Annotated in this window: 22 protein-coding genes and 1 pseudogene; 6 read left to right on the top strand and 17 right to left on the bottom strand. The window is 67.4% G+C overall.

Annotated features, from left to right (window positions below):
* Positions 1–111 precede the first annotated feature (111 nt).
* A complete protein-coding gene (locus ACTHQS_RS13330; protein WP_440169678.1) occupies positions 112–969 on the bottom strand; it encodes an IclR family transcriptional regulator in 858 nt (285 codons plus the stop codon).
* 157 nt (positions 970–1,126) lie between these two features.
* Positions 1,127–2,690: pseudogene (locus ACTHQS_RS13325) on the bottom strand (DUF222 domain-containing protein).
* Between the two features lie 189 nt (positions 2,691–2,879).
* Between ACTHQS_RS13325 and ACTHQS_RS13320 the strand changes: the two are divergent.
* On the top strand, positions 2,880–4,364 hold the full coding sequence (locus ACTHQS_RS13320; RefSeq protein WP_440169676.1) for an amino acid permease: 1,485 nt from the start codon (positions 2,880–2,882) through the stop codon (positions 4,362–4,364).
* Positions 4,365–4,445: 81 nt separating this feature from the next.
* Here the strand turns inward: ACTHQS_RS13320 and ACTHQS_RS13315 are convergent, their stop codons facing one another.
* A complete protein-coding gene (locus tag ACTHQS_RS13315; RefSeq protein ID WP_440169673.1) occupies positions 4,446–5,309 on the bottom strand; it encodes an SDR family oxidoreductase in 864 nt (287 codons plus the stop codon).
* A gap of 121 nt (positions 5,310–5,430) precedes the next feature.
* Between ACTHQS_RS13315 and ACTHQS_RS13310 the strand changes: the two genes are divergently transcribed.
* Positions 5,431–5,805 carry a winged helix-turn-helix transcriptional regulator gene (locus ACTHQS_RS13310; protein WP_440169671.1) on the top strand — a complete coding sequence of 125 codons (375 nt, stop codon included), beginning with the start codon at positions 5,431–5,433 and terminating at the stop codon, positions 5,803–5,805.
* Positions 5,806–5,972: 167 nt separating this feature from the next.
* A complete protein-coding gene (locus tag ACTHQS_RS13305) occupies positions 5,973–6,236 on the top strand; it encodes a hypothetical protein (RefSeq protein WP_440169668.1) in 264 nt (87 codons plus the stop codon).
* Positions 6,237–6,240: 4 nt separating this feature from the next.
* Here the strand turns inward: ACTHQS_RS13305 and ACTHQS_RS13300 are convergent, their stop codons facing one another.
* Entirely contained in the window at positions 6,241–6,990 is a 750-nt protein-coding gene (locus tag ACTHQS_RS13300; RefSeq protein WP_440169666.1) for a 3-hydroxybutyrate dehydrogenase, read from the bottom strand.
* 75 nt (positions 6,991–7,065) lie between these two features.
* Positions 7,066–8,445, bottom strand: a complete 1,380-nt coding sequence (locus ACTHQS_RS13295) for an MFS transporter (protein WP_440169664.1) — start codon at positions 8,443–8,445, stop codon at positions 7,066–7,068.
* A 127-nt stretch (positions 8,446–8,572) separates the two neighbouring features.
* Here ACTHQS_RS13295 and ACTHQS_RS13290 point away from each other — a divergent pair, with 127 nt between their 5' ends.
* Positions 8,573–9,469, top strand: coding sequence for a LysR family transcriptional regulator (locus ACTHQS_RS13290; protein WP_440169662.1), 897 nt, complete (start codon positions 8,573–8,575; stop codon positions 9,467–9,469).
* Positions 9,470–9,518: 49 nt separating this feature from the next.
* Here the strand turns inward: ACTHQS_RS13290 and ACTHQS_RS13285 are convergent, their stop codons facing one another.
* The 11 genes from ACTHQS_RS13285 to ACTHQS_RS13235 all read right to left on the bottom strand — a co-directional run bounded on the left by ACTHQS_RS13285 (position 9,519) and on the right by ACTHQS_RS13235 (position 21,431).
* Positions 9,519–10,433: a spermidine synthase gene (locus ACTHQS_RS13285; protein ID WP_440169660.1), complete on the bottom strand. Its 915-nt coding sequence runs from the start codon at positions 10,431–10,433 to the stop codon at positions 9,519–9,521.
* A gap of 60 nt (positions 10,434–10,493) precedes the next feature.
* Positions 10,494–12,029 (bottom strand): D-glycero-beta-D-manno-heptose 1-phosphate adenylyltransferase, encoded by a 1,536-nt coding sequence (gene rfaE2, locus ACTHQS_RS13280; RefSeq protein ID WP_440169657.1) that lies wholly within the window; start codon positions 12,027–12,029, stop codon positions 10,494–10,496.
* Positions 12,026–13,468 (bottom strand): aldehyde dehydrogenase family protein, encoded by a 1,443-nt coding sequence (locus ACTHQS_RS13275; protein WP_440169653.1) that lies wholly within the window; start codon positions 13,466–13,468, stop codon positions 12,026–12,028. The genes rfaE2 and ACTHQS_RS13275 overlap by 4 nt, the downstream gene beginning before the upstream one ends.
* Positions 13,469–13,552: 84 nt before the next feature.
* Positions 13,553–14,269, bottom strand: coding sequence for an SDR family oxidoreductase (locus ACTHQS_RS13270; protein ID WP_440169651.1), 717 nt, complete (start codon positions 14,267–14,269; stop codon positions 13,553–13,555).
* Positions 14,270–14,312: 43 nt separating this feature from the next.
* Positions 14,313–15,710 (bottom strand): PfkB family carbohydrate kinase, encoded by a 1,398-nt coding sequence (locus tag ACTHQS_RS13265; protein ID WP_440169647.1) that lies wholly within the window; start codon positions 15,708–15,710, stop codon positions 14,313–14,315.
* A complete protein-coding gene (locus ACTHQS_RS13260; RefSeq protein WP_440169645.1) occupies positions 15,707–16,432 on the bottom strand; it encodes a D-sedoheptulose-7-phosphate isomerase in 726 nt (241 codons plus the stop codon). The genes ACTHQS_RS13265 and ACTHQS_RS13260 overlap by 4 nt, the downstream gene beginning before the upstream one ends.
* On the bottom strand, positions 16,429–17,694 hold the full coding sequence (locus ACTHQS_RS13255; RefSeq protein ID WP_440169643.1) for a glycosyltransferase: 1,266 nt from the start codon (positions 17,692–17,694) through the stop codon (positions 16,429–16,431). Before ACTHQS_RS13255 ends, ACTHQS_RS13260 begins: the two co-directional genes overlap by 4 nt.
* Complete coding sequence (locus tag ACTHQS_RS13250) at positions 17,691–18,725, bottom strand: glycosyltransferase (RefSeq protein WP_440169641.1); 1,035 nt, start codon at positions 18,723–18,725, stop codon at positions 17,691–17,693. The genes ACTHQS_RS13255 and ACTHQS_RS13250 overlap by 4 nt, the downstream gene beginning before the upstream one ends.
* Entirely contained in the window at positions 18,722–19,810 is a 1,089-nt protein-coding gene (locus ACTHQS_RS13245) for a glycosyltransferase family 9 protein (RefSeq protein ID WP_440169638.1), read from the bottom strand. The genes ACTHQS_RS13250 and ACTHQS_RS13245 overlap by 4 nt, the downstream gene beginning before the upstream one ends.
* Positions 19,810–20,346, bottom strand: coding sequence for a D-glycero-alpha-D-manno-heptose-1,7-bisphosphate 7-phosphatase (locus ACTHQS_RS13240; RefSeq protein WP_440169635.1), 537 nt, complete (start codon positions 20,344–20,346; stop codon positions 19,810–19,812). Before ACTHQS_RS13240 ends, ACTHQS_RS13245 begins: the two co-directional genes overlap by 1 nt.
* A gap of 128 nt (positions 20,347–20,474) precedes the next feature.
* Positions 20,475–21,431 carry a sigma-70 family RNA polymerase sigma factor gene (locus tag ACTHQS_RS13235; RefSeq protein WP_440169632.1) on the bottom strand — a complete coding sequence of 319 codons (957 nt, stop codon included), beginning with the start codon at positions 21,429–21,431 and terminating at the stop codon, positions 20,475–20,477.
* Positions 21,432–21,577: 146 nt separating this feature from the next.
* On the opposite strand from ACTHQS_RS13235, the gene ACTHQS_RS13230 reads away from it, so the two are divergent.
* Complete coding sequence (locus ACTHQS_RS13230) at positions 21,578–22,618, top strand: NAD-dependent epimerase/dehydratase family protein (RefSeq protein ID WP_440169630.1); 1,041 nt, start codon at positions 21,578–21,580, stop codon at positions 22,616–22,618.
* A gap of 112 nt (positions 22,619–22,730) precedes the next feature.
* On the opposite strand, the gene ccmD is transcribed toward ACTHQS_RS13230, so the two are convergent.
* On the bottom strand, positions 22,731–23,543 hold the full coding sequence (gene ccmD, locus ACTHQS_RS13225; protein ID WP_440169628.1) for a heme exporter protein CcmD: 813 nt from the start codon (positions 23,541–23,543) through the stop codon (positions 22,731–22,733).
* Positions 23,544–23,669: 126 nt separating this feature from the next.
* On the opposite strand from ccmD, the gene ACTHQS_RS13220 reads away from it, so the two are divergent.
* Positions 23,670–24,659 (top strand): hypothetical protein, encoded by a 990-nt coding sequence (locus ACTHQS_RS13220; RefSeq protein ID WP_440169625.1) that lies wholly within the window; start codon positions 23,670–23,672, stop codon positions 24,657–24,659.
* The last annotated feature ends 62 nt before the right edge of the window (positions 24,660–24,721 follow it).

Below are 24,721 nucleotides of genomic sequence, written 5' to 3'. Positions count from 1 at the left end.
TTTGGAAACCCTCTTCACAGGGCTTTTGCATGGGCGCTGTCCGGGATGCCAGACGCGGCTCGAAGCTCATTCCTGCTGCGCGCATTTGCCGGGCATTCAGTTGCCGGGCATTTACTTGACGGGCCGTCCGTGGATCCGGACCCTGAGCTCATCCGCCACCTTCTGGACTCGGGCAGCAAGCACCGGCCATTCTTCCGGAGCCAGTTTGTCTTCCAGGAAGGTGACTGCCACGGCCGCCGTCGGCCAGCCCAGATGATCGGTGACAGCGGCGGCGATGGACCCGAAGCCGGGGGTCACTTCTCCGTGCTCGGTGGCGTACCCTCGCTGCCGCACCTGGTCCAGGTGCGAGGAGAGGGCCGAGTACTTCATGATGGCGCCCTCCACCTCGTGCCGTGCACTGAAGGCAGCAGCGTTGGGGTAGAGCGCGCGCACCTGGGATTTGGGCAGTGCGGCCAGGATGGCGCGGCCGCTGGCGGTGAGGTGGCTGGGAAGGCGGACGCCGACGTCGGTCACCAGGGACGGGCGGTTCTTGGCCCGCTCCTCCACGATGTAGAGCACGTCCCGCCCGTGCAGCACCGCGAGGTGTGCGCTCTCGCCAATTGCGTCCACGAGGCTCGCAAGCAGGGGCCGGCCGAGGCGCGACAACGGCTCCTGCCGGGAGTAGGCGGAACTGAGCTCGAAGGCACTGATGCCCAGCCCGTACCGCTGCTCCTCGTGGAGATGCAGGACAAAGCCATTCGCCTCCATCACCCCAAGCAGGTGATAGACGCTTGACCGCGGCAGGTCCAGGTTGGAAGCGATCTGGGATGCCGCCATGGGACCCCGCCGCGAAGCCAACAGCTTGAGGATGCGCAGGGTGTTTTCCGCGGCGGGAACTTTCGACGACGCCTTGCCGGATGTCCGGGGAGCCTGGGCTTCGGCGGTTGATGTTGCGGAGCCCCGTGTTGCGGCGCTTAGTGCAGTGCTCATGGAGTGGAGTGGTCTTTCTGGCTAGCTCTGTCCGGTATCCCGTACTTAAGCTTGCGCCCTCTTGGGCAGTTGGTGCAGGGCCAACTGAACGCCAAGTGTCTGGGGTCCCAGACAAAGCCTCCGGGAGCAGGACGGAACTCCACTGGCAGCCGGGACGTTAGGAGTGGGCGCGCAGGAACCGGGCCAGGGCATCCTCCCAAGGCGACCCTCGGTGATGAACGACGTCGATGCCGCCGACTGACAGACCCTCGGGCCATCGTGGTGGTTCCCAGTCCTGGTGTTCGCTTGCGTAGAGGCGGCCGGCGGGTGAGGTCCAGCCGGGTGGCTCATTTCTGGTGGCCGGGGTTGGTTTCCAGCCCGTGGTGTGGCGGAGTTTGTGGTATTTCGGGCAGGGCTGGCCCAGGTTGCTGATCCCGGTGGTCACGCCGTTGGCCCAGCCGAGGATGTGGTCGGCGTCGTTGTCCAGGGAGTTGTTGCTGCAGCCCGGGAAGGGGCATTTACCATCCCGCATTCTTAGCCAGGCCCGCATCGCGCCGGTCACCCGGTAGCTCGTCCGCCCGATCTCAAGCGGCGCCCCGTCCCGCGGATCCACCAGCACCCGGTAAAACGACCCGGCGCCGCTCGCGACCAGGTCCCGTGCCATCGACGGCGGGATGGGCCCGGACCCGTCCAGCATCGCCGGCTCATCGGTCAACCCCATTAGGGAGAACACCGGGACCGTGAACAGGACCTGGGCGCGGATCGGCGAAGACCAGGGCTGCCGGACAGCGCCGGCATTCCCAGCACCACTGTCATCGACACCCACACCGGCGGCGGCAGTGTCGCCCGCGCCGTCCCTGGGGGCAGCCTCGTCGTCGCTGACTGCGTCGGATAAGGGCGTGGCACAGGTACCACCGCCTTGGGTGATACTGGCGCCGCCAAGAACCGCATGAACAAAGTTGTCGGCCCGCAGCTGCGGCATGCTCCGGGACTCTTCCGGGCCCTGCATGCTGCGGGAGATGGCGGTGAGCCGGTTCCACCCGGCCAACGCCTGGTCCGCGGGCAGGCAGGCCGACAGCCAGGCCATCCCCAATCTGGTCCGGCCGGAACTCCACCCGCCGCTCAGCCACCCCCTTGGCATGGCGCTTCTCAATGCTTTCCGAGTGGTGACGTTCCCGCCACGTCCTGGCCTTGGCCCTGAACCGGTGCGCCGGCATCTCCCAAGCAGGGCACCCACGCGCCGCGTCAGGTGCATCCGGGTCCAAGAAATGCGCTTCCAAGGCCGCCGCCCCCGCAGAATCCAGACACGCGGCCTCATCGGCCATCACCACCGCGTGCTGCCACGACAACGTCCCTGCCTGCAGCCCCGCAAGGGTCCGCGGCAACGAGGTAACAACGGCGTGCGAGATTGCCAGGAACGATGACGCCGCCCGCGGCCCCAAGGCCAGCACACAACCGATCTCCGCCGCGACCGCCATGTCCTGTGCTTGCACCGGCGTATCCGGCCCTGCAACAGCGTCAGCGGTAATGGCGTACCTTACCGCAGCCTTAGCCTTCAACGCGGCGATCCCTGATTCCACCTCCCGGCACCCGGCAAGAATGTCAAGGCAACCATCCGCCAAACCAGCCAACGGATCACCCGCCCGGAACGGCTCCGAACCGGAGCCCTGGGTCTCGCCGTTGAGCACAGCAAGAGCAGCCCGGATCTCCTCATATGCCCTGGCCACCGCTGCCCTTCCCATAAACACATCATCGCGCGAGGGTCTGACAATCCATGGCGGACAGGACTCCCGGCTGCGCCCCGTCGCAGCTCGAGTTGGCGGCGACAGTCTGGAACCGAAGACACCAACCCTGCGTGAGCCTCATCACGACGGACACGGAAATGGTCTGCTGGTTACCGGCTCCCCTCCCAAAGACGAGAAGGTAACTCTATGCAACCCACCCCAACCCGGACCCAAAGTCCGGTGGAAACGCAAAAGCCGGCAGCCGTCGTCGGACAGGTCCTCAACAGGGGCCTCAATATCCGGCACATCCGCTTCATGGCCCTGGGCTCGGCCATCGGCACGGGCCTCTTCTACGGCTCCGCCTCCGCCATCCAGAAAGCAGGGCCGGCCGTCCTGCTGGCCTACATCATCGGTGGCGCGGCCGTGTTCATGGTGATGCGGGCGCTGGGCGAGATGGCGGTTCGGCACCCGGTGTCCGGCTCCTTCAGCCAGTACGCGAGCCGCTACCTTGGCCCCCTGGCCGGCTTCGTGACCGGCTGGACATACGTGTTCGAGATGGCGATCGTAGCCATCGCCGACGTGACAGCCTTCAGCATCTACATGGGATTCTGGTTCCCGCAGGTGGACCGGTGGATCTGGATCCTGGCCGTCATCTGCTTCCTGGCCGCGCTGAACCTGCTCAGCGTTAAGGTCTTCGGCGAGCTGGAGTTCTGGTTCTCGCTGATCAAGGTCGCAGCCATCATCGCGATGATCGCCGGCGGCGCGGCCATCATCGTTTTCGGCTTCCAGGCCGCGGATTCCAGCGTGGCGCCCGGACTGGGCAACCTCGTTGACCACGGCGGCCTGTTCCCGAACGGCTTCGAAGGCCTGCTGGCATCCTTCGCCGTGGTGATGTTTGCCTTCGGCGGGATCGAAACCCTCGGCATCACGGCCGGTGAGGCAGCGGATCCCAAGAAGGTCATCCCCAAGGCCGTCAACACCGTCCCCGTGCGCGTGCTGCTGTTCTACGTCCTGACCCTGGGCGTCCTGATGAGCCTCTTCCCCTGGGACCAGGTTGGCACCACCGGCAGCCCGTTCGTGCAGATCTTCAGCAGCCTTGGCATCCCGGCGGCACCGCACATCCTCAATGCAGTGGTCATCACGGCGGCGCTTTCGGCCATCAACAGCGACATCTTCGGTGCCGGGCGCATCCTCTTCGGGCTCTCCAACCAGGGCCACGCACCCGCCGCCTTCGGGAAGGTCTCACGACACGGAGTCCCCTGGATGACCGTGGTGATGATGGCCGGAATCCTGCTGGTGGGCGTGGTCCTCAATGCTGTCATTCCAGAGGACGTGTTCCTGGTTATTGCATCGATCGCCACCTTCGCCACCGTGTGGGTATGGGTGATGATCCTGGCGTCGCATGTGGCCATGAAGCGGGAAATCGCGCGGAAGGGCCTGCCGGCGTCGGAATTCCCATCCCCGTGGTGGCCGGCCGCCTCTGTCCTCACCATCGCGTTCATGGTCCTCGTGATCGCCGTGCTGGGGGCCTTCGAGGATACGCGGATCGCCCTGTACGTTGGCGTGGTGTGGCTGGGGCTGCTGGTCCTGGCGTACCGCCTGTGGATCAAGGGTGACGGACGACGCCGGGCCCACCTTGAGGACGAAACGTCGCCGCTGCCGGTGGTCGGGGCTCCCCGCAGCGGCGAATAACGCCCGTCCCCTGCCCAAAGGTTAAAAGACAAAGGTGCCCGGTCCCCAAACAGGGGCCGGACACCTTGCCGTTCCGGTGCCCTAAGCGGCAGCAGCGGCGGCCCGAACCGCCTGGCCGAGGGACGTCGTCGGGCGCCCGATCAGCCGGCGGAGGTCGCCGGTGCTCACCAGGAGATCGCCGCGCGCGATGCCCAGGTCGGAGTCCGCAAGGATTTCCGCGAAAGCCTCCGGGACACCCACGGACGTGAGCAGGCCCGCGTAGTCCTCCGCGGGGAGGTCGTTGTAGCTGATGGCCTTTCCGGTGGCCGCGCTGATCTCCGACGCGAGGTCCGCCATGCTGAACGCCTCGTCGCCGCCCAGTTCGTAGACCTTGCCGGCCTGGTCGTCGGCCACCAGCACCGCGGCAGCCGCATGGGCGTAGTCGAGCCGCGAGGCACCGCTGACCTTGCCGTCTCCGGCACTCCCTGCAACGGCTCCCTGCGCGAGCGTCCCGGGCAGCTGCTCCGTGTAGTTTTCCAGGTACCAGCCGTTGCGCAGCAGCACGAAGGGAACGCCCGATTCGCGCAGCAGGGCTTCAGTGGCCTTGTGCTCGTCAGCCAGCCTCATACCGGTGGTGTCCGCGTTGGCGATGCTGGTATAGGCAAGCAGCTCCACACCCTCGGCCCTGGCGGCGTCGATGACGGTGCGGTGCTGGTCCACCCGCTGTCCCACTTCGCTGCCGGAGATCAGCAGCACCCGCGTGGCACCCTTCAGGGCAGCGGCAACTGAACCGGCGTCGGCATAGTCCATTGGCTGTACGCGGACCCCGCGCCCAGCGAACCCTGCCAGCTTGTCCACGGACCGGCCGGCCGCGACGATATCTCCGGCCGGCACGCCGCGTTCCAGGAGGGCTTCAAGAACGTGGCGGCCAAGCTGTCCGGTGGCGCCTGTAACAACGATGCTCACAATGATTCCTTTCGGGAACTTTTACTCTGTCAGTGGGCACAACCGGCCCGCCCGCAGATAACTTCCCGAAAGAGAGTACGCACTTTGAAGTAAGGTACTGACCTCCGGGTAAGCTGAGGTCATGAAAGCAGCTCCCCTGCCTCCCGCATTTGCCGACGGCGTGTTCGCGGCCGGGTGCCCCAGCCGGACCGTCCTTGACCACGTCACCAGCAAATGGGGCGTCCTGATCCTGGTTGCCCTGTCCGAGGGTGAGCAGCGGTGGAGCGATTTACGACGGCGGGCCGAGGGCATCAGCGAGAAAATGCTGGCACAGACGCTGAAGACGCTGGAACGCGACGGTCTGGTCAGCAGGAACGCGCAGCCGGTCATCCCTCCACGAGTGGACTACAGCCTCACGGAGCGGGGCTACGAGTTGAGCGCGCTCCTGGTGCCGCTGGTGGCCTGGGCGTTCGACAACGCCGACGAGATAATCAACGGGACCCAAAAGACCAAGTAGTACCGGCACCAGAACTCGAGTACCTGTTACTGGTGTGACTGGTGTGAATAGTGCATAGCGTTTGCGTACGGTGGCGGCCGGAATGGGAGGACCATCCTCTGCTGGGAGCATTCCGCCGATCAGCACCGTTAGCAGGCGGCGGGCTGCCGCTTGGAGGAGTTGGTCACATGGCCAAGGACTACGTACAGGATCTCACCGGCATGGGCCGGCCCCTCAGCCTCGGGGCTGCACTTGCCGGGGCATGGGGCCGGACGCTGACGGCCTTCAGCCCCCGCTGCCCCTACCGGGTTGGGGACACGGTCATCGGCGACGACCCCTTCAGCGGCAGGCGCGAAGGGGTCGTCGTGTGGCAGGACCGCCGGTCAGTAGGAGTGAAGACCCAGTACGGCGTCTTCTTCTTTGACCACCGGCTGGTCAAGCCCCTGGACTGAAGGACTAGCGGGCAGACCAGCCGCCGTCCATGGTGTAGCTGGCACCGGTGACCATGCCGGCATCCGGGGACGCCAGCCAGGCCACCAGGGACGCCACTTCGTCCGGTTCCACCAGGCGCTTGATGGCGGCTTCGGTGAGCATCACCTTGGCCAGGACCTCGGACTCGGGGATGCCATGCATCTTGGCCTGGTCCGCGAGCTGCTTCTCCACCAGGGGCGTGCGCACGTATCCGGGGTTGACGCAGTTCGACGTCACACCGTGCGGGCCCCCTTCCAGCGCGGTTACCTTGCTGAGTCCTTCGAGGCCGTGCTTGGCGGAGACATAGGCGCTCTTGAACGGGGATGCGCGGAGGCCGTGCACCGATGACAGGTTGATGACACGGCCGAACTTGTTGGCGTACATGTGCGGCAGGGCGGCCCGGATGAGCAGGAACGGGGCCTCCAGCATCAGGCTGATGATCCGGCGGAAGTCCGCGGGATCGAACTCCTCGATGGGGTTGATCCGCTGGATGCCTGCGTTGTTGACCAGGATGTCGCAGTCCAGGCTCAGTGCGGCCAGGGCGTCAACATCCAGCAGGTCCACTTCCCACGCACTCCCGCCCACCTCATCGGCGAAGGCCGAAGCAGCGGCGGCGTCGACGTCGGCCACCACCACCTTCGCTCCCCGCGCCGCAAGTGCGCGTACGCACGCTGCCCCGATTCCGCTGGCACCGCCGGTGACCAGCGCCTTGCGTCCATTCAACGTGTTGTCCATTGCAGTTCTCCTTGTGTACAGCCAACGACTTGTGCGCCCAAGCGGTCAAAGGGCTACCTCAGCCCAACGTCCGGGTCAACGCCGCCCAGCAGTCAGCAGCCCCTCGCGGGCGGCGTCTTCCTTGTCCACGTCCTCCAGGGCTATGCCCTTGGTTTCCTTCAGGCTTAGCACGGCCACGGTGGTGATGGCACAGGCCACTACGAGGTAAATGGCGGTGGGCACCCACGAGCCGGTGTCGTTCAGCCACTGGGTGGCCAGCAGCGGTGCCAGGGATCCGGCGAAGATGGACGTGACCTGCGAGCCCAGGGATGCGCCGGAGTACCGCATGCGGGTGGGGAACATCTCGGCCATGATGGCAGGCTGCCCCGCGTACATGAGGCCGTGCAGGCACAGGCCGATGGTCACGGCCAGGACGATGACGACGGCGTTCCGGGTATCGAACATTGGGAAGGCAAAGAACGGCCAGGTGGCGCCCAGGATGGCGCCTGCCAGGTAGACGGGCTTGCGGCCGATCCGGTCAGCGAGGCGGCCATACTGCGGAATGATGGCGAAGTGGATGACGTGTGCGATCAGCAGTGCCAGCAGGAGCGATGAGGTGTCGTACTTGTGCACGCTCTTGAGGTAGACAATCGCGAAGCTGACCACCAGGTAGTACATGATGTTTTCCGCGAACCGCAGCCCCATGGCCTGGAAGATGCCCTTGGGGTACTTGCGGAGGACCTCGAAGACGCCGTAGCTGACGGCCTGTTCCTTCTCCACCAGTTCCTTGGCTTCGAGGAAGATGGGCGACTCGCTGACGTTGGTGCGGATGTAGTAGCCCACGAAGACGATCACGGCGGAGAGCCAGAAGGCTACGCGCCAGCCCCAGCCGAGGAATGCCTCGCTGGTGAGGGTGGTGGACATGATGTACAGCACCAGGGTGGCCAGGAGGTTCCCCACGGGGACGGCGGCCTGCGGCCAGCTTGACCAGAAGGCGCGGGTCTTGTCCGGGCTGTGTTCGGCCACGAGGAGCACGGCACCGCCCCATTCGCCGCCGAGCGCGAAGCCCTGGATGAAGCGCAGCGCCACCAGCAGTGCAGGTGCCAGGTATCCGATGTCGGCGAAGCCGGGGAGGCAGCCCATCAGGAACGTCGAGACGCCGATGATCACGATGGTGAGCTGCAGCGTGGGCTTGCGGCCCAGTTTGTCGCCGATCTGGCCGAATACGATGCCGCCCAGCGGGCGGGCGATGAAGCCCACGGCATAGGTCAGGAAGGCCTGGATGATCCCGTCCAGGTCATTGCCTGTGGCGGGGAAGAAGTACTTGCCGAAAACCAGCGTGGCCGCGGTGGCGTACAGGAAGAACTCGTACCATTCCACTACCGTGCCCACCATGGAGGCGGCAACAATCTTCTTCAGTCCCGATCCCTTTGGTGCATGCCCGGCGTCGTTTGCCTGGCCTTGCGCAATGCTCATGGTTCTCCTCAGTGTCCACATTGACACGTGCTGTGATCTCCAGCACAAGTGACTCAGCTGAGTATTCCTGCACAAGCCAGGCAGTTCAATGGCCAAAGTGGCAGTCAACCTGTGCACAATTGCAGATATGAATGCGAACCCCGATGACCTGCTGGTGCTCCTCGCGGTGTCCCGCTCCGCAAGGTTTACGACGGCGGCCCAGGCTTTGGGCTTGAACCACACCACCGTCTCGCGCAGGATCGCCGCACTTGAGAAGTCGCTCGGCGGCCGGGTCCTGTCCCGGGCCGCGGGCGGCTGGGAACTCACGGAGCTGGGCGAACGGGCCGTGCGGGCGGCGGAACAGGTGGAGGCGGTGCTGGGCACGCTGGGACCAGCAGGCCAGGCACCCGACCCGGTCGCCGGCGTCGTACGCATGACCGCCACGGACGGCTTCAGCGCCTACATTGCCGCTCCGGCCGTGGCGCGGCTGCGCCGGGACCATCCCGGCCTCAGCGTCGAGGTGGTGACCATGACCCGCCGGGCCCTGCAGCAGCGGTCCGGGCTGGATATCGAGGTGGTGGTGGGTGAACCGCAGGTGCACCGCGCGGAAGCCATCCGGCTGGGCGACTACCGCCTCGGCATGTATGCGTCCCGCGCCTACCTTGCGGAGCACGGGACACCGGCCACCGTGGCGGAGCTCAACGGGCACCCGCTGGTCTACTTCGTGGACTCGATGCTGCAGGTGGACGACCTTGACGCGCCGCGGCGGCTGGTTCCTGCCATGAAGGACGGCCTGACCTCCACCAACGTGTTCGTCCATGTCGAGGCCACCCGGGCCGGCGCGGGCGTCGGGTTCCTGCCGTGCTTCATGGCCGACCTCCACGATGACCTGGTCCGCCTGCTGCCCGGCAAGATCGGCGAGTTGCTCCCCTACTGGATGGTCCTGCGCCCGGACTCGCTGCGCCGTCCCGCCGTGGCCGCCGTCGTGCAGGCCATCCGGGAACGCATGGCCGAGCACCGGGACGCTCTTCTGGGCCGTGGTTAATCCTCATCGATTGCTGAGTAGGTGTCGTTTAGGAGGCTGAAAACGACAATTACCCAGCAATCGATGGGGTGGGAGCGGGGTCGTGGCGGACCGGGGTTCCGGCGGCGAAGGCCCGTACCTGGGCGTCATCCCACAGGTGCGCGGGGACCGCACCGCCCAGGAGGCGGCGGCGCAGCTGCGGGTCGTCACCGAAGGGCACGTCGCTGCCGGCCATCACCATGTTCCCGTACCGCCGGCCCTTCAGCATGGCGGGATCGGCAATAATCACGGTGTGCTTGAAGGCAGCCGCGATGGTGGCGGCGTCCTCGCGGGCGTTCTTCAGGTCCGGTGCGTCCCCGGAATTGGCAACGTACAGGCCGCCGGGTGCCAGCACCCGCTTCACGTGCTGGTTGAATTCGTTGGTGGTCAGCGGCCGGGGAGTGAACGCGCCCGCAAAGACGTCGCGGATGATGAAGTCCCGGGTCTGGGCGGTGAGGGTTTCCGTCACTGCGCGGGCCTCCCCCACACGGATCCGCAGCAGGGGCGCCTTGGGGAGGTCGAACCAGCCGCGCACGTACTCGGCGAGTTTCCCGTCCAGCTCCACCACCACCTGCCGGGCGTCAGGGTAGGCGGCGGAGAAGTAGCGGGCCAGGGAGCAGGCGCCGCCGCCCAGATGCAGCCCGCGCAGCTTTGCCGAAGAAGCGTCCGACGGCGGCCAGCGGGACTCAATGAGCGCCGCCATCCACCGCATGTATTCGAAGTCCAGGAACAGCGGGTCGGCAAGGTCGATGTGCGAGCTCATGACGCCGTTGATCTTCAGGAGCCAGCCGGTGGAGTTGTCCTGGTCCGCCACCAGTTCACAGTCGCCGGTGTCGATGTAGTAGACGCCCTCCACCGGACCGTTCACCGCGGCCCCCTTGGGCACCTCGACCACACCGGCTGCCGGGCGGCCGGCCCTGCCTCCTGACTTTCCGCGTTTGCCCATTACCCGTGCCCCGCTACAGTCATGCCTCAACCCTATGTGACAGGCCCTGCTTGACGGGCCCTAGTTGGCGGGGCTGGCTGCGCCCTGGCCGTCCCGGATCCGGTTCACCACGGCAGTGGTTGACCTTTCCGCCACGTAGTCCAGGATGGCCACGCGGCCACCGTATTCCTCCACCGCTGGGGTCTCCGCCAGCATTTCGGGGGTGTAGTCCCCGCCCTTGGCGTACACCTCGGGCCGGAGCCGGCGGATCAGCGGAGCTGCCGTGGGGGTGTCGAACACCGTCACGTAGTCCACGCAGCTCAGCGCTGCCACCACCGCTGCCCGGTCTGCCATGTTGTTGATGGGCCGGCCCGCACCCTTGAGCCGGCGTACGGACTCGTCACTGTTCAGCGCCACCACAAGGATGTCACCCAACTGCTTGGCCTGGTTGAGGTACCGGGTGTGGCCGCTGTGCAGGACGTCGAAGCAGCCGTTGGTCAGCACAATGCGCTGGCCCTGGGCGCGGTGCAGCTCCATCTGCCGCTCCAGTTCGTCCTCATTCAGGGCAGTATCGGCAAAGGCTTCCAGGTACCGGCTGAGCTGGGCGGTGCTGCACACCGACGTTCCGGGCTGGTGCACCACCACGTCGGCGGCAGACTGGGCCAGGTCCAGGCTGGCGGTCAGTGGCAGGCCGGCGGCGCGGGCCAGCGTCAGGGCCGCGACAAACGTATCGCCTGCCCCGGACGCCTGTTTCTCCGCGGCCGGCCGTGCCCACGTCCGGTGCCGCACGCCGTCGGGCGTCAGCAGGACGGTTCCGTCCCGGTCCAGGGTGACCACCACGGCCCGGGAGCCGGTGCCCTGGAGCAGGGCCTCCGCCTCCGCGGCAACGGCTTCCACCCGTTCCTGGCCTTCCGGCAGCTTCCGGTCGAGCAGCCGCGCGGTTTCCTGCGCATTCGGGGTCACCAGGTCGGGCTGCAGCGCTGCCCATGCCCGGGGGTCGTGGGCATCAACCACCACCAGTGGCCGGTCTTCTCCGCCCGCCCCACTCCCGAGGACGCCGGCCAGCGCTGTCCGGACGGGGTCGGCCACCACCCCGGTCCCGTAGTCGCAGACCAGGACAGCGTCCCGGCGGTCGACGGCGGCGCGCACCGAGGCGGCGAGCGCGGCCAGGGCGTCGGCCGGGACAGCCTTGGCCGAGTCGTCGAGGCGCAGCATTACTTGGCCGCCGCTGCTGATGCGGATCTTGGTGGTGGTGACCATGTCCGGATGTGAGTGCAGGTGCTGGACATCGATGCCGGCCGCGGCAAGTTGCCCGCGCAGGTCCTCCCCGGCGTCGTCGGTGCCGATGATCCCGGCCACCGCCACTTTCGCGCCCAGGGCCGCCAGGTTCATGGCAGTGTTGGCCGCCCCGCCGGGGACCGATTCGCGGGACTGGATATCCACTACGGGCGCGGGGGCTTCGCGGCAGAGCCGTTCGATGCTCCCGCTCCACCAGCCGTCGAGCATGACGTCGCCGATCACCAGGATGGACGGCTGTTCCGCCGCCAGCCTGCCGGGCAGCCAGTCGGACAGTGCCCGTTGGGTGGAGAGGTCGATGGAGTCCGGGGACGTGCTCATGACTGGTCCTGGTCATCGGGGCTGGCTTCCGGGGCCGCCGGTGCCGGCGCAGCTTCAATGTGCACCACCTTGACCTGGGTGAATTCGTCCAGCAGCTCGGGTCCGTAGCCGAACCCGGCGCCGCTCCCGCCTCGGGGCTGGGCTGCCCCGCCGGGGGCGCCGCCAAAGACCGCGTTGACCTTCACGGTTCCCACCGGCAGCACGGCCACTGCCTGCTGGACGTGGGCGATGTTGCTGCTCAGGACGGTGGCAGCCAGCCCGTACTTGCCGCTGCACGCAAGGCGCAGGCCGTCGTCGAACGTGTCCACCACCTGGACCGGGGCCACGGGGCCGAACGTTTCCTCTGTCATCACCTGCATCTCCTCCGTGCAGCCCAGCAGGACGGTGGCGGGGTAGAACGAGCCGGGCCCGTCGGGCAGGGCACCGCCCTCGACGGCGAGCGCGCCCTGGTCCAGGGCATCGGCGACGTGCCCGTGAACGGCGTCGCGCATTCGGAGGTCCACCAGCGGGGCCACGGATCCGTTGCTGTTCCGCAGCGCGGCCTCGGCCTCCAGCGCGCTGCAGAACGCCTCGGCGATGTCCTTGTGGACGTAGATGCGTTCCACGGCGGTGCAGATCTGGCCGCTGTTGCTGAAGGCGCCGATCGCGGCCTGCTCCGCTGCCCATGCCGGGTCAACATCGCGGTCCACCAGCAGGGGATCATTGCCGCCGTTTTCCCTGATGACATGCGCGCCGGTAAGGGCCCCCGCCTGTGCGATCCGGGCACCTGAGGCACTGGAACCCACGTGGGCGATGACGTCCACCTCCGCCTGCGACAGGGCTGCCCCCACGTCCGCGCCGCCGGAGATGGTCAGGAAAACGCCTGCGGGGAATGCCGGTGCCAGGACTTCACCCAGCGCCTCGCCCAGCCGTGGGCAGCGCTCGCTGGGTTTGTGGATGACCGTGTTGCCAGTGACCAGTGCCGCACCGATCAGGCCGCAGGCTACTGCCGCCGGATCATTCCAGGGGGTCAGCAGGACGGCCACGCCGCGTGGTTCGGCGATGGTGTAGTCGGAGGCGAGCCGGCTGCCGCGGAGGCTGTGGCCGCGATGGACCGGCCCCAGCTCGGCATATTGCTCCAGGGTGGCCACGGCGGCGGCGATGCCGGCCAGCGCCTCGTCTTCCGGCCGCCCGGTTTCACTGGCGTTCAGCCCGGCGAGCTCCCCGGCAGCAGCATCGAGCGCCTTGGCGGCGGCGCGGAGTGCGGCGCCCCGTTCGGCAGGAGCTGTTGCCGCCCAGCCGGGTGCAGCCTTGCGGGCCACCTCCACGGCATCCTTCACTGCCTGGGGTCCCGCCTGGGGCACCGTCCAGAGCACTTCACCGGTTCGCGGGTCCCGGATGGTGATGCCGTCCTGGGCTGTTTCGATGCCTGCGGTTGTTTCGATAGCTGTGGTGGGCATGGTGTTCCTCCCGCCTTTCAGTGCTGGTATGTCGGTGCTGGTGGTCCTGCTGTTTTTGCCATCACTGTGTGGTGGCCGTCCGGTTTAGGGCCAGGAGCCCTCTTCCTCGTGGCAGATCAGCATTTCCCTGACCTCGCAGCCGGTGGGCTGGTTCAAGGCGAACAGGATGGCCTGCGCGGTGTTGGCGGGATCGTTGAGCCGGGAATCGTCCTGCGGCTTGTACTGTTCTGTCCGGTCATCGAAGAAGCGGGTCTTCATGCCGCCCGGGATCATGGTGGTCACGCCGATTTCCCCGCCGGTTTCCGCGGCCAGCGCGTGGCTGAACCCCACCACGCCGAATTTGGAGGCGCAGTAGGCGGTGGCATCGGCCACGGCCCGCTTGCCCAGGGTGGACGCCACGGTGACCACGCGGCCGTGGGTTTCCTTGAGGTAGGGCAGGGCTGCGCGCACCACGGAAACAGTGCCCATCAGGTTGACCCCGATGACCTTTTCCCATTCGGTGGCTTCGACGTCGGCGAGCTTCCCGCAGCGGTCGATTCCGGCAGCAGTGACCACCGCGTCCAGGCCGCCCAGGGTTTCTGCGGCTTCCCGGACTGCCTGCTCCACGGCAGCACGGTCCGCGACGTCCACTTCGAAGGCCTTTACCCCGGAGACGGTGCTGATGTCGCGGTCCAGGACCACCGGCGTTCCGCCTGAGCGCAGGACGGCGTCGACGACGGCGGCCCCGAGTCCGGAGGCACCTCCGGTGACCAGGACGCGTCCGGGTGTGGTGGCGGCAGTTGCAGTTGTTTCTGCGGTCATGGTGTTCCTTTCAATGGGAAAACAAGACAAAGAGGGAAGAAGTTCAGCTGACCTTGGCGAGTGCGTCCGCCAGGCCTGTGGTGGAGCGGGCCGGGTGGAAGGGGACGGTAAGGCAGCGGCCGCCCCACCTTTCCACCAGGTCGGCCTCGGGCAGGCGGGCCCCCTTGTAGTCGCCACCCTTGACCCAGATATCGGGGCGGAGCCGGTCCAGCGCGGCTTCGGGAGTGTCCTCGTCGAAGACCATCACTGCGTCCACGCATTCCATGGCCAGGAGCAGTTCCGCCCTGTCATGCTGGCCGATAATGGGACGCTGCGGGCCTTTGAGCCGCCGCACCGAATCATCCGAGTTCAGGCACACGATAAGGCAGTCGCCAAGTTCCCTGGCTGCTGCGAGTGACCTGATATGGCCGGCGTGGATGAGGTCGAAGCAGCCTCCGGTCGCCACCACCTTCCCGCCGCTTTCGCGCACGGAGCGGGCCAGCAACAGTGGTTCGGTGGTGCGGCGTCCCCTTACGGGCGCCGCCCCGGGGTTGTCCGTGGCCGCATCCTGGCCCTGGGTATCAGGCAGCGCCGCAACACCTCCGGCGGCCAGGAAGTCGGCGGCATCGTGCACTGCCAGGGCGGCAGCTTCCGGAAGGTCCCTGCCGGCCAGGAGGTGCACGGCCAGGCTGGCGGCCAGGCGGTCACCGGCCCCGCAGGGGTCGCCGACTTCCACCCTTGGCGCGGGAACGGCACGGGAAGTGGCTTCGCCCTCCTGCAGCAGGACAGCCCCGTCCTCGCCCCTGGTCACCAGGACGGCACGGCTCCGCCAACGCTCCAGCAGGACCTGCGCAACACCCTCCACCGAGGTGGGGACAGTGCCCTGGCCGGCCTGGACGGCCTTGGTTGCTTCGGAGATGTTTGGCGTCACCACGGCAACTCCCGGCACCGGCTCCGGGCCTGAGGGGTGCGGGTCCCACACGATGGGCACGTCAGCCGCCAGCCGGCCCAGCAGCCCGCGCAGCTGTGGATTGGCTGCCAGTCCCCTGCCATAGTCGGCCACGATTACCACACCGGCTTTTTCCACCGCGCGCAGCATTGCCGGGCTGACGTCCGGGACCGGGGTTCTTTCGCAGCCCTGGTCAAAGCGGACCACCGGATGGGCGCCCGCCCGGACCCGGGTCTTGACCGGTGAGGGGTAGCCGCTGGTCCCCGCCACGAGCTGCACTCCGGCGAGGTGCGTGCGCAGCTGGCTGCCGGCGTCGTCATCCCCCAGCACTGTCACCAGGGTGACGGGCCAGCCGTCCTGGGCCAGCATGCGCGCCACGAGGCCCGCCCCGCCGGCCCGGCGCCGGACACCTGAAATGTCCACCACGGGGACGGGGGCGTCCGGGCTGAGCCGGGTGGCTTCACCGGAGAGGTCGACGTCGAGCATCACGTCGCCCACGACGACGATCCTCATGGCCGGCCCCCTTTCGCCACTCCGGGGAGGAAGGATGGCGTGTGCCGGGCAACTTCGAGGTCAAAGGCGCGGCAGATGGCGTGCAGGGCGATCAGGTGCCCTTCCTGGGCATTGGCGTTCAGGGCGTCGATCATGACCGCCTCATCGCAGGCATCCGCCAGCGGATTGGGGCCGGCGCCGGTCAGCGCCCAGGTGGTCACATTGAGCCGGGCGGCCACGTCCGCGGCCCGCAGCAGGTTGGGGCTCTTGCCGCTGGTGGACAGCAGTATCAGCACGTCACCGGAGCGGCCGTGGGCGCGCACCTGCCGGGCAAAGACGTCATCGAAGCCGTAGTCGTTGGCGATGGCTGTCATGGCTGACGATTCGGCGTGCAGGGAGATGGCGGAGAACGGGACCCGCTCGCTGTCGAAGCGGCCCACCAGTTCCGCAGTCAGGTGCTGCGCCTCCGCGGCCGACCCGCCGTTGCCTGCAGCCAGGAGCCGCTGGCCGCGCAGCAGCCGCTGTGCCAGCTCCACACCCCAGGCCGCGAGCCGGCCGGACTGGCTGCGCAGTGATTCCAATGCCGGAACCACGTTGTCCAGGTGCATCCGGACGGCGTCGGCGCTGGCGGGATCAACGAACGTGGCGCCTGGAAGCACTGCAGGCAAAGCCGGGGGTACGGTCAGGGCGCGCAGGTCTGCTTCGCGCAGGTTTGATTCACGCAGGGACGATTCGGCAGTCACAGTGCGGCTCCTTCCATCGGTACGATTCCGGCCGGAGCGCTGGCCGGCGCCCCGGCCACAGCGAGCTGGTAGGCCTTTTCCGTTTCCGCGGCAACCCGGTCCCAGGAGTAACGGGTGCGGGCGCGAAGCTCTCCGGCCTGGCCCAGCTTTGCCCTGAGGGCGGGGTTCTCCAACAGAAGCGACAGGGCCGAGGCGATGGCTTCCGGGTCCCGGGGTGGCACGTGCAGGCCGGTGGCGTGGTCCACCACGGTGTCCCGCAGTCCGCCCACTGCCGCAGCGACCACGGGAACGCCGCAGGCCATGGCTTCGAGCGGGACGATGCCAAAGGGCTCGTACCAGGGGGCGCACACCACGGCGTCGGCGCTGCGGAAGATGCCTGGCATCTCGGCCCGGGACACCTGTCCCTGCAGCGTCACCTGTGGGGACACGCCAAGTTCGGCGGCAAGGTCCAGCAGGCGGCGGATTTCCGGGTCGGCGTGCATCACGTTCGAGTCGCCCCCGCCGCCCACGATCAGGAGTTCGACGTCGTCGAATCCCGCCGCTTTGAGGTACGGAAGTGAGCGGATCACCAGGTCAACGCCCTTGCGCGGCACCAGCCGCCCCACCGACAGGATGCGGTAGCGGCGCTTCCTTGCGGCCACCGGCCCCTCCGGCGAAAAGAAGTTAAGGTCCACGCCGCAGGGCGCTATTGAGATCTTCCCGGTGGCGATGCCCATGGCTTTGAGTTCGAAGACCTCGTCCGAGCACGTGGCGATGATCCGGTCCGCAGAGCGTCCCACCCCGGGTTCCAGCCAGCGGCGTTCCTCCGGGCTCGTGTCTTCGGCACCTTGGTGCCTCCGCTTGACGGTGCCCAAAGCGTGGAACGTCTGCAGCATGGGTACCCGGTATCCCGTATCCGGACGCCGTGCGGCGTCCAATGCAGCCAGCCCTGACATCCAGAAGTGGCCGTGGACCACATCCGGCGGCCGCTGTCCCCAATCGTTGGCCACCCCGTCCGCGAGTTCCCCCATATAGGGCAGCAGCTCGTCCTTGGGGACGTGCCGGGCCGGGCCGGCGTCCACGTGGACCACCTCCAGGCGGCGTCCCACCCGGACCCGTTCGGGGAGCTCCGTTGCGTCCCTGCGGGTATAGACGGTGACGTTGTGGCCCCGCTTGGCCAGTGCCTCGGACAGCGCGGCAACGTGAACATTCTGGCCGCCGGCATCCACCCCGCCCAGTGCCGCGAGCGGACTGGCGTGTTCGGAAATCATTGCGATCTTCATGGGGTCTTCCTCTCCCGCGCCGGAACGAGGATCCGCTCGTCCGGACGTTCGTTGGCGGACTGCCGGGGCCGGATCCGCAGGTCGGCAAGGAGCCCATCCCAGTGGTCCTGGAACTTACCCAGGCCGTAACGCTCCAGCGCCGCCTCCCGGGCGGCGAGTCCCCGCCGTCGGGCTTCCTCCGGATGGGCGACCAGCCGCTCCGCGCACCGACGCAGTTCGTCGATATCTGCCGAAACAACGCCGGCTTCCTGGGGCACTGCCCTTGGGGCCTCCGTGGCTGCGAGCACCACCACCGGCATCCCCAGGTGCATGGCCTCCAGGAGGGACAGCCCCAGCGAGGTCCACCGCATGGGGTGGACGTAGACACGGCAACGTGCGAGCTCCCGGTGCAGCTCGCGGGTTTTCAGGTCGCCGCGTGAGGCCAGCCTTGAGGGGTCGATTCCGGTCGCTGCGGCCAGCCCGTCGGTCTTCATGCCGAACACCTGCAGCGGCGCAACGGAGGCGAAGGCAGGCAGGAGGTCCGTCCCTGTGACGCGGCCACGCCGCACGGGCTCATTGACCACGACGCCCAGTTCGGGCAGCTCTCCCGTGTAAAGCTGTCCCGGGTCCGGGATGCCGTGCTCTATTACCGTGGCGGGGGCAGAGCCGTTGTCCCAGGCAAGCCGGTTGAAATGGGTGACGTGGACAATGGGGATGCTGTTCTGGTCCGCCAGCGGGTGGCTGATGTTCGGGAAATTGCCTTTGGGCGTGTTGTGCTCCACGAACACGGCCGGCAGGTCGACGCCGGGCATCCGGCCCAAGGTCCGTGCCACTTCGTCGATCTCTTCAGGCCGTTGAAGGACGACGGCGTCCACGGCGTCAGCGTCGAGCGTCGCCAGGTCCACCTCCCGCGCTGATTCCGGCCAGTCCCTGTCGGCGCGGCCCAATCCCCAGGGGCCGCCCTCGGGCAGGATGGGAAGAAGGTACTCATGACGGCCGCGGACAAACGCGTCCGTCCAGGAACCGTGGACATGCCAGAGCAGGATTCTCATCTGTTGCGGGCCTTTCTACGGGTGCTGACGTGGGTGCTGAAGGAGCTCACTCCGCTGATCAGGCGGTCCACCGCCGCCACGACCTCCTCGGGTGAGACCGAGTCAAGGCAGGGGTGGCCGGGAACCGGGCAGTCCCGGGCGCGGGACATGCGGCAGGGAGCATTCTGGTCCCCGAGGAGTTCCAGGGGCACGCCGTAGGGTGCCCAGCGGATCGCCGGGACGACCGGGGAGAACAGGCACGCTACGGGTGTTCCCACCGCGGCCGCCAAGTGCGCCGGGCCGGTGTTGCCACTGACCACGGCGTCGGCGCCGGCCATGACGCCCGCCATGGTGGCAAGGTCGGTTCGGCCGCCGAGGTCGAGGGCGGATGGCCCCGCCACCGTCGCCGTCAGCGATGTCTCGCCGGGACCGCCGGTCACCACTACCCGGTACCCGGCACCCTGGAGGAGTTCGACGGCGGCCGCATGGTGCAGCGGCGGCCACGCCCTGGCGGGGACGGCCGCTCCGGGGTGGACCACGACATAGGGCTCCGTACCCACGAGCCCTGCCACTTCGGCCACGGAGTGGACGCGCAGCTTTCCGTCATCGCCCGGGGGGAGCCGGAAGCCTGCGGCCTCGGCGATGCCCAGCGCCCGTTCCGCTTCGGGCTGGTCTTCGGGAAAGTCCTCCCCCGGTTTCAGGCGCACGTCAAGCAGCGAGCCCGCGTAATCGGTGGAGGCGCCGGTGATGCGCTCCACGCCCGCCAGGCGCAGCAACAGGGCCAGCGGCAGGGGTGACTGGTGGAAGGAGGTGAGGATAACGGCTTCTGTGATGCGGGAATTACGGACGTATTCGATCAGCCGGTCCGCGTGCGGGCCGGTCATCCGGGGCGCCGGATTCATGATCCAGGGGCTGTCCCAGCTGTAGACTTCGGCGACGCCGGGAAGCATGGCAGCGGCCGCTTCACCCTGCCGGCCGCACAGCATCACCACATGGTTGGTGCCGCCGCCGTGCTGGGCGCGGCCGTTGGCCACCGCGCGGACGGCGGGGCCGGCCAGGAGGACATCGCCCATGCTGTCCAGCCGGGCCACCAGGACGCGCCCCATCAGGGCGTCTCCTGCAGCAGGCCAACGGCGGACGCCAGATCGGAGGCGACCAGCCGCGCCGCGGCCACCTCCTCGGCACGGGTCACGGGCGTGGGGACGAGGACCCCGGTGGCGCCGGCAGCCTCTGCTGCTCCGACGTCGGCACCGATGTCCCCGATGAGGGCCGACTCCGATTCGTGGATCCCCAGTTTGCGGCAGGCGCTGTGCACCATGCCGGGGGCGGGTTTACGGCAGGAGCACCCGTCCTGCTCCGCGTGGGGACAGACCTCCCACACATCGAAGGGACCCAGGAGTTCCTCCACCCGGGCATTGACCTTTTCCACGTCTTCGGACGTAATCAGTCCACGGGCAATACCCGACTGGTTGCTGATCACGCCGGTGGCGATTCCATCCGCCCGCAGACCATCGAGCACCGCTTTGGCGCCGGCCACGGGCCTTACTTTGCCGGGGTCCCCGTTGTACGGCACATCGATCACCAGGGTCCCGTCCCGGTCGAACAGGACAGCCCGGAGCTTGGACATTTCAGAGCTTCCCATATCCAACCTGTTCCCTCCTGCTGCTGATCCTAAACAAGGCTGTGGTCTATTCGGCTGCGTCAGCGGCTTGTTGATACCTCGTTTGAACAGGCAAGATAAGGGTTTATGCGGTGCCGCGCAGCAGGCTGCTACCTTGTCCCGGTGCCGCCATGGCGCCGGTCCATACGGGTGCCGGCAGTGCCCGGGTGGCCGGCCCTCCCTGGCCGGTGGAACGGTGCAACAGGGCCCGCCGGATGGCCTGGCCGCCCAACACGGCCGGGCATTCCGTTGCCGGCATCCTCCGGGCTCCCGAACTGCGCGCTTTCCTCCAGCCTGCGCTGCAGTTCCACCAGCACTTTGGCGAGGCGGCGGGATACCTGCATCTGCGACATGCCCAGGCGCTTCCCCAGCTGCACCTGTGTTTCCTCGCAGAAATAGCGGCGGTACAGGAGCTCGCGGTCCGAGTCGTCCAGGTCCTGCATCGCGTCCCGGAGGCAGGCAAGTTCTTCCAGCCGTTCCAGTGGCGTTTCCGGGCAGGCCAGCACCTCACCGATTGAAGGTGCATCAGAATTGGGGTTCACCGCGTCGAGGGAATCCGGGTGCATGCTGCTGGACGCCGAAATAGCTTCCTGCACCTCCGCCGGGTCACTCCCCAGCTCCCCGGCCAGCTCCGCAACGCTGGGGTTCCGGCCAAGGGACTGGGTCAACTCCGGCTCTGCCCGGAACAGCCGGGTCCTCAGGTCCTGGATATGGCGCGGCGGACGGACAACCCACGTCCGGTCGCGGAGGTATCTCTTGAGTTCGCCGGTAATGGTGGGCGCGGCGTAGGCAGGGAAGCTCTCACCCTTGGCCTGGTCGAAACCACGCGCTGCCTTGACCAGTCCCAGATAGGCAACCTGGTTGAGGTCCGCCCGCTCCCTGCCGCGGGCTTCAAAGCGCGCAGCGAGAGCTTCGGCAAGGTCCAGGTACCTGAGGACCAGGTCGTTTTCGAACGCCTCCCGAAGCCGCCCTGAGGTGGCCGGAGGTGTCTGTTGGGGTGCGGGTACCGACTGTTGATGGTGGACAGGTTCAGCGCCCACTGCTAGTGCGGCAAAGGATTCGGGCATGAGTATGGTTTCCCTCGGTCTGGTTCCGAAAGCCTGCGGCAAGACTTAGAAGTAGGAAATCATAAGCTTGCTTATAAAACAATCCTTCTCCGCTATAAGCTCGGAATGTAAACGGCAACCGGACCAACCCGCAAGGAGTCTTTGTCATGCGCATCGCCATCACCGGAGCCAGCGGAAACGCGGGAACAGCACTACTGCGCAAGCTGCAGGGCCAACTGGAAAGGAAGCCCGGAAGCCTGCAGCTGGTGGGAATCAGCCGCAGGCTTCCCGACGCGTCCCGGGAACCCTACAGCGGCGTGGAATGGCACACCCTGGATGTGGGCCTGGAGCAGGACACGCCCCTGCTGGAAAAGGCGCTCGCGCGGGTTGATGCCGTAGTCCACCTGGCGTGGCAGATCCAGCCGAACCACGATCTGGACCTCCTGCACCGGACCAACGTCACGGGGACCAGGAACGTCCTGGACGCCGCCGCCCGAGCGGAAGTCAAACAAGTTGTATGCGCTTCCTCGGTGGGCGCCTACAGCAAGTCCAGCAAGGACCAGCGCAGGGACGAGTCATGGCCGGCGGGCGGGATGGCCGGCTCGCACTACAGCCGGCACAAAGCCGAGCAGGAAAAGCTCCTGGACGCTTTCGTGGCCGCAAACCCAGGCATCGCCGTGGCCAGACTGCGCCCGGCGCTCATCTTCCAGAAAGATGCGGGAGCTGAAATTGGCAGGTACTTCCTGGGCCGCGTCCTTCCCCGGCTGGTATCACCCCGGCCCTGGCTGCCAATATTGCCGGCGCCGGATAACCTGGTTTTCCAGGCGGTCCACGCGGACGATGTCGCGGAGGCTTACTGGCGGGTGGTGGACCAGCGAGCCAGCGGAGCCTTCAATATCGCCGCCGAGCCGGTCCTGACACCGCAGGAACTGGGGCGCATCCTCGGCGCCAAGAGAATCCTCCCCATCCCCATGCGGCTGCTCCACGCAGTCGTGGACCTGACGTGGCGCGCCCGGGTGCAACCCACCGACTCAGGGTGGGTTGAGATGGCCGCCAGCGCCCCCATCATGGACACCAGCCGCGCGGAACGCATTTTGGCCTGGGAACCGAAAGTGTCATCGATCGATGCTGTCAAGGAACTGCTTGCGGGCATGGGGACGGGGGAAGGGGTCAGCCCTTCCCCCGTACTCAAGCCGCGCCGCCCCTAACGGCAGCCGCTTAGGGGCGGCGCCGCAGCGGGCCGGCGTCCGGCATCTTCAGATGCCAGTGCGTTCTGGTGCCGGCGCGTCCTGATGCCCGGATCTTCAGATGCCCGGGCCTTCAGATGCCGGTGCGCGGATCGCCCTCGCCGCGCTCGTCACGTACGCCATGCCCGGCGGCGTCCCTGGCGTCAGCCTGGCGCCTCCGCCCGGACTCACCCTCCCGGATTCCCGTTTCCGCACCGGCGGGAGGAGCGTCATGGCGACCGTCAAGGCCGTGGCCGGTGTCGGCCTTTACACCGTCGGCGTACCCCGAATCCCCGCCCATGTCTCCGCCCAAGTCCCGGGCAGGACCTGGATTGGCCGGACCTGCATTGGCTGGACCTCGACCATCGTGGCCCGCATCCCCGGGCTGAACTTGCCGCACATCGTGCCCCTCGCGGCGATCCTCCCCGGCGTTGTATCCCTCGCGGCGATCCTCCCGGGCGTCGTGCACTACTCGGCGATTCTGCCGGCCGCCTTCCGCCCCTACGTCGGGATCAAGCTCGTCGGCTTTCCGTGCACGGCTGGCAACATCGCCCCGCAGGGACTGGGCTTCCTGGCTGCGCTTCTCGGCTTCCTGCCGCAGCCGGGCCGCGTCTACCTGCGCCTGCTCCGCGTCGGCACGCGCCCGGATGGCCTTGGCCTCCCGTTCACGCGCATCAATTTCCATGTTCTCGGCTTCGCGCCGGATCTCGGCGGCCTTTTCCCGGTGCTCCTGGTCCCGCTTCTCCTGCATTGCTTTCCGGCGCCTTCCACCGGCCAGGAGCAGCAGCACAATCAGCACCACAACAACAACGGCAACTACCACCCATACCCATGGAGCTGTGTCCACGTTTCCCACCACTTTCCACTTCGTTGTGACCGGGCAGGCCTTCGCCATTCCGGCTGACATTTTTGGAACGGTTATAACTCGCTTAGCAAGGGTACTTACCTTTTATTAGTAATCATGCTTATCATTTTACGGCCAGTATTGCTGGTTCTTGAATCAACAACCGGCCTTCTTGGAAAGAGAGCGAAGATGACAGAGAACCAATGGCCCGAGGATCCCGCTTACACCGCTCCTCCGGCAGGTACAGGAATGCCCGGCGAGCGTGAGCCCGCCACTTTCCCCGCAACCGCCGCTCCGCTGACCGGTGATAGTCAGGCCGGTTACGCCCAAGCCGGTGATACCTCCGGCACGTCCCGCAAGGACGCTGCAAAGGAAGAAGCAGCTGACGTGGCCCGCACGGCCAAGGGGTCGGCGCAGAATGTGGCTGAGACTGCGAAGGATGAGGCCGCGAACGTGGCGCATGAGGCGAAGGCCAATGCGCAGGACTTGCTGCACCAGGCGAAGTCGGGCCTTACCAGCCAGGCAGGCACGCAGCAGCAGAAGGCCGCGGAAGGCATCCGCACCATCTCCAGCCAGCTGCACAGCATGGCCAGCGCCCCTGACCAGCAGGGCATGGCCAGCGACTTGGTCCGGCAGGCGGCGGAGCGCACGTCCTCGATGGCGTCCTGGTTGGAAAACCGCGAGCCCGGTGACCTCCTGAACGAGGTCCAGCGGTTCGCCCGTAACCGTCCCGGAACCTTCCTGCTCCTCGCCGCGGGCGCCGGCGTCCTGGCCGGACGCCTCACCCGCGGCCTCACCGCAGGCGCACCCGAAACGTCCACAACTGCTACCGGCACCGGCGCGTCCGGGCTGTCCGCCCAGTATTCCGGCGCCACCTACGGCGACCAGTACAACCAGTCATACCCCGTTGCGGGTGGGACAGTTCCGCCCCCGCCGGCCCAGCTTCCCGGCCCGGCCACCACAACGGCAGGATACGACGGCGGCGCACCGGGCAGCAGCTACCCTGAAGCAGCGGGTCCCGCCAGTGGCCTGGACAGCCCCCAGCTTGTGGAAGAACCCTGGTCAGGAAACCAGCTCTCGGACGACCCGCTCCGTGACCGCACCCTCGCCGACGACCCCATGGCGAACGACCCGCTTACCCAGGACCGCACCCGGGGCGGCCAGACGGGTGGTCTGTGATGAGCAGCCAGATTCCTGAGCCGCCGCCCAGCGCGGCGCACATGAAAGCAGACAACGCATCA

The sequence above is a fragment of the Arthrobacter sp. SAFR-044 genome (assembly GCF_051965175.1).
Lineage (GTDB): Bacteria > Actinomycetota > Actinomycetes > Actinomycetales > Micrococcaceae > Arthrobacter.
This window is presented reverse-complemented; position numbering and strand designations above follow the sequence as displayed.

Bases quoted from the DNA above. Each gene is read 5' to 3' on its own strand.
- ACTHQS_RS13330 (WP_440169678.1), bottom strand. From the start codon at position 969: ATGAGCACTGCACTAAGCGCCGCAACACGGGGCTCCGCAACATCAACC.
- ACTHQS_RS13320 (WP_440169676.1), top strand. From the start codon at position 2,880: ATGCAACCCACCCCAACCCGGACCCAAAGTCCGGTGGAAACGCAAAAG.
- ACTHQS_RS13310 (WP_440169671.1), top strand. From the start codon at position 5,431: ATGAAAGCAGCTCCCCTGCCTCCCGCATTTGCCGACGGCGTGTTCGCG.
- ACTHQS_RS13305 (WP_440169668.1), top strand. From the start codon at position 5,973: ATGGCCAAGGACTACGTACAGGATCTCACCGGCATGGGCCGGCCCCTC.
- ACTHQS_RS13300 (WP_440169666.1), bottom strand. From the start codon at position 6,990: ATGGACAACACGTTGAATGGACGCAAGGCGCTGGTCACCGGCGGTGCC.
- ACTHQS_RS13295 (WP_440169664.1), bottom strand. From the start codon at position 8,445: ATGAGCATTGCGCAAGGCCAGGCAAACGACGCCGGGCATGCACCAAAG.
- ACTHQS_RS13290 (WP_440169662.1), top strand. From the start codon at position 8,573: ATGAATGCGAACCCCGATGACCTGCTGGTGCTCCTCGCGGTGTCCCGC.
- ACTHQS_RS13285 (WP_440169660.1), bottom strand. From the start codon at position 10,433: ATGGGCAAACGCGGAAAGTCAGGAGGCAGGGCCGGCCGCCCGGCAGCC.
- rfaE2 (WP_440169657.1), bottom strand. From the start codon at position 12,029: ATGAGCACGTCCCCGGACTCCATCGACCTCTCCACCCAACGGGCACTG.
- ACTHQS_RS13275 (WP_440169653.1), bottom strand. From the start codon at position 13,468: ATGCCCACCACAGCTATCGAAACAACCGCAGGCATCGAAACAGCCCAG.
- ACTHQS_RS13270 (WP_440169651.1), bottom strand. From the start codon at position 14,269: ATGACCGCAGAAACAACTGCAACTGCCGCCACCACACCCGGACGCGTC.
- ACTHQS_RS13265 (WP_440169647.1), bottom strand. From the start codon at position 15,710: ATGAGGATCGTCGTCGTGGGCGACGTGATGCTCGACGTCGACCTCTCC.
- ACTHQS_RS13255 (WP_440169643.1), bottom strand. From the start codon at position 17,694: ATGAAGATCGCAATGATTTCCGAACACGCCAGTCCGCTCGCGGCACTG.
- ACTHQS_RS13250 (WP_440169641.1), bottom strand. From the start codon at position 18,725: ATGAGAATCCTGCTCTGGCATGTCCACGGTTCCTGGACGGACGCGTTT.
- ACTHQS_RS13245 (WP_440169638.1), bottom strand. From the start codon at position 19,810: ATGGGGCGCGTCCTGGTGGCCCGGCTGGACAGCATGGGCGATGTCCTC.
- ACTHQS_RS13240 (WP_440169635.1), bottom strand. From the start codon at position 20,346: ATGGGAAGCTCTGAAATGTCCAAGCTCCGGGCTGTCCTGTTCGACCGG.
- ACTHQS_RS13235 (WP_440169632.1), bottom strand. From the start codon at position 21,431: ATGCCCGAATCCTTTGCCGCACTAGCAGTGGGCGCTGAACCTGTCCAC.
- ACTHQS_RS13230 (WP_440169630.1), top strand. From the start codon at position 21,578: ATGCGCATCGCCATCACCGGAGCCAGCGGAAACGCGGGAACAGCACTA.
- ccmD (WP_440169628.1), bottom strand. From the start codon at position 23,543: ATGTCAGCCGGAATGGCGAAGGCCTGCCCGGTCACAACGAAGTGGAAA.
- ACTHQS_RS13220 (WP_440169625.1), top strand. From the start codon at position 23,670: ATGACAGAGAACCAATGGCCCGAGGATCCCGCTTACACCGCTCCTCCG.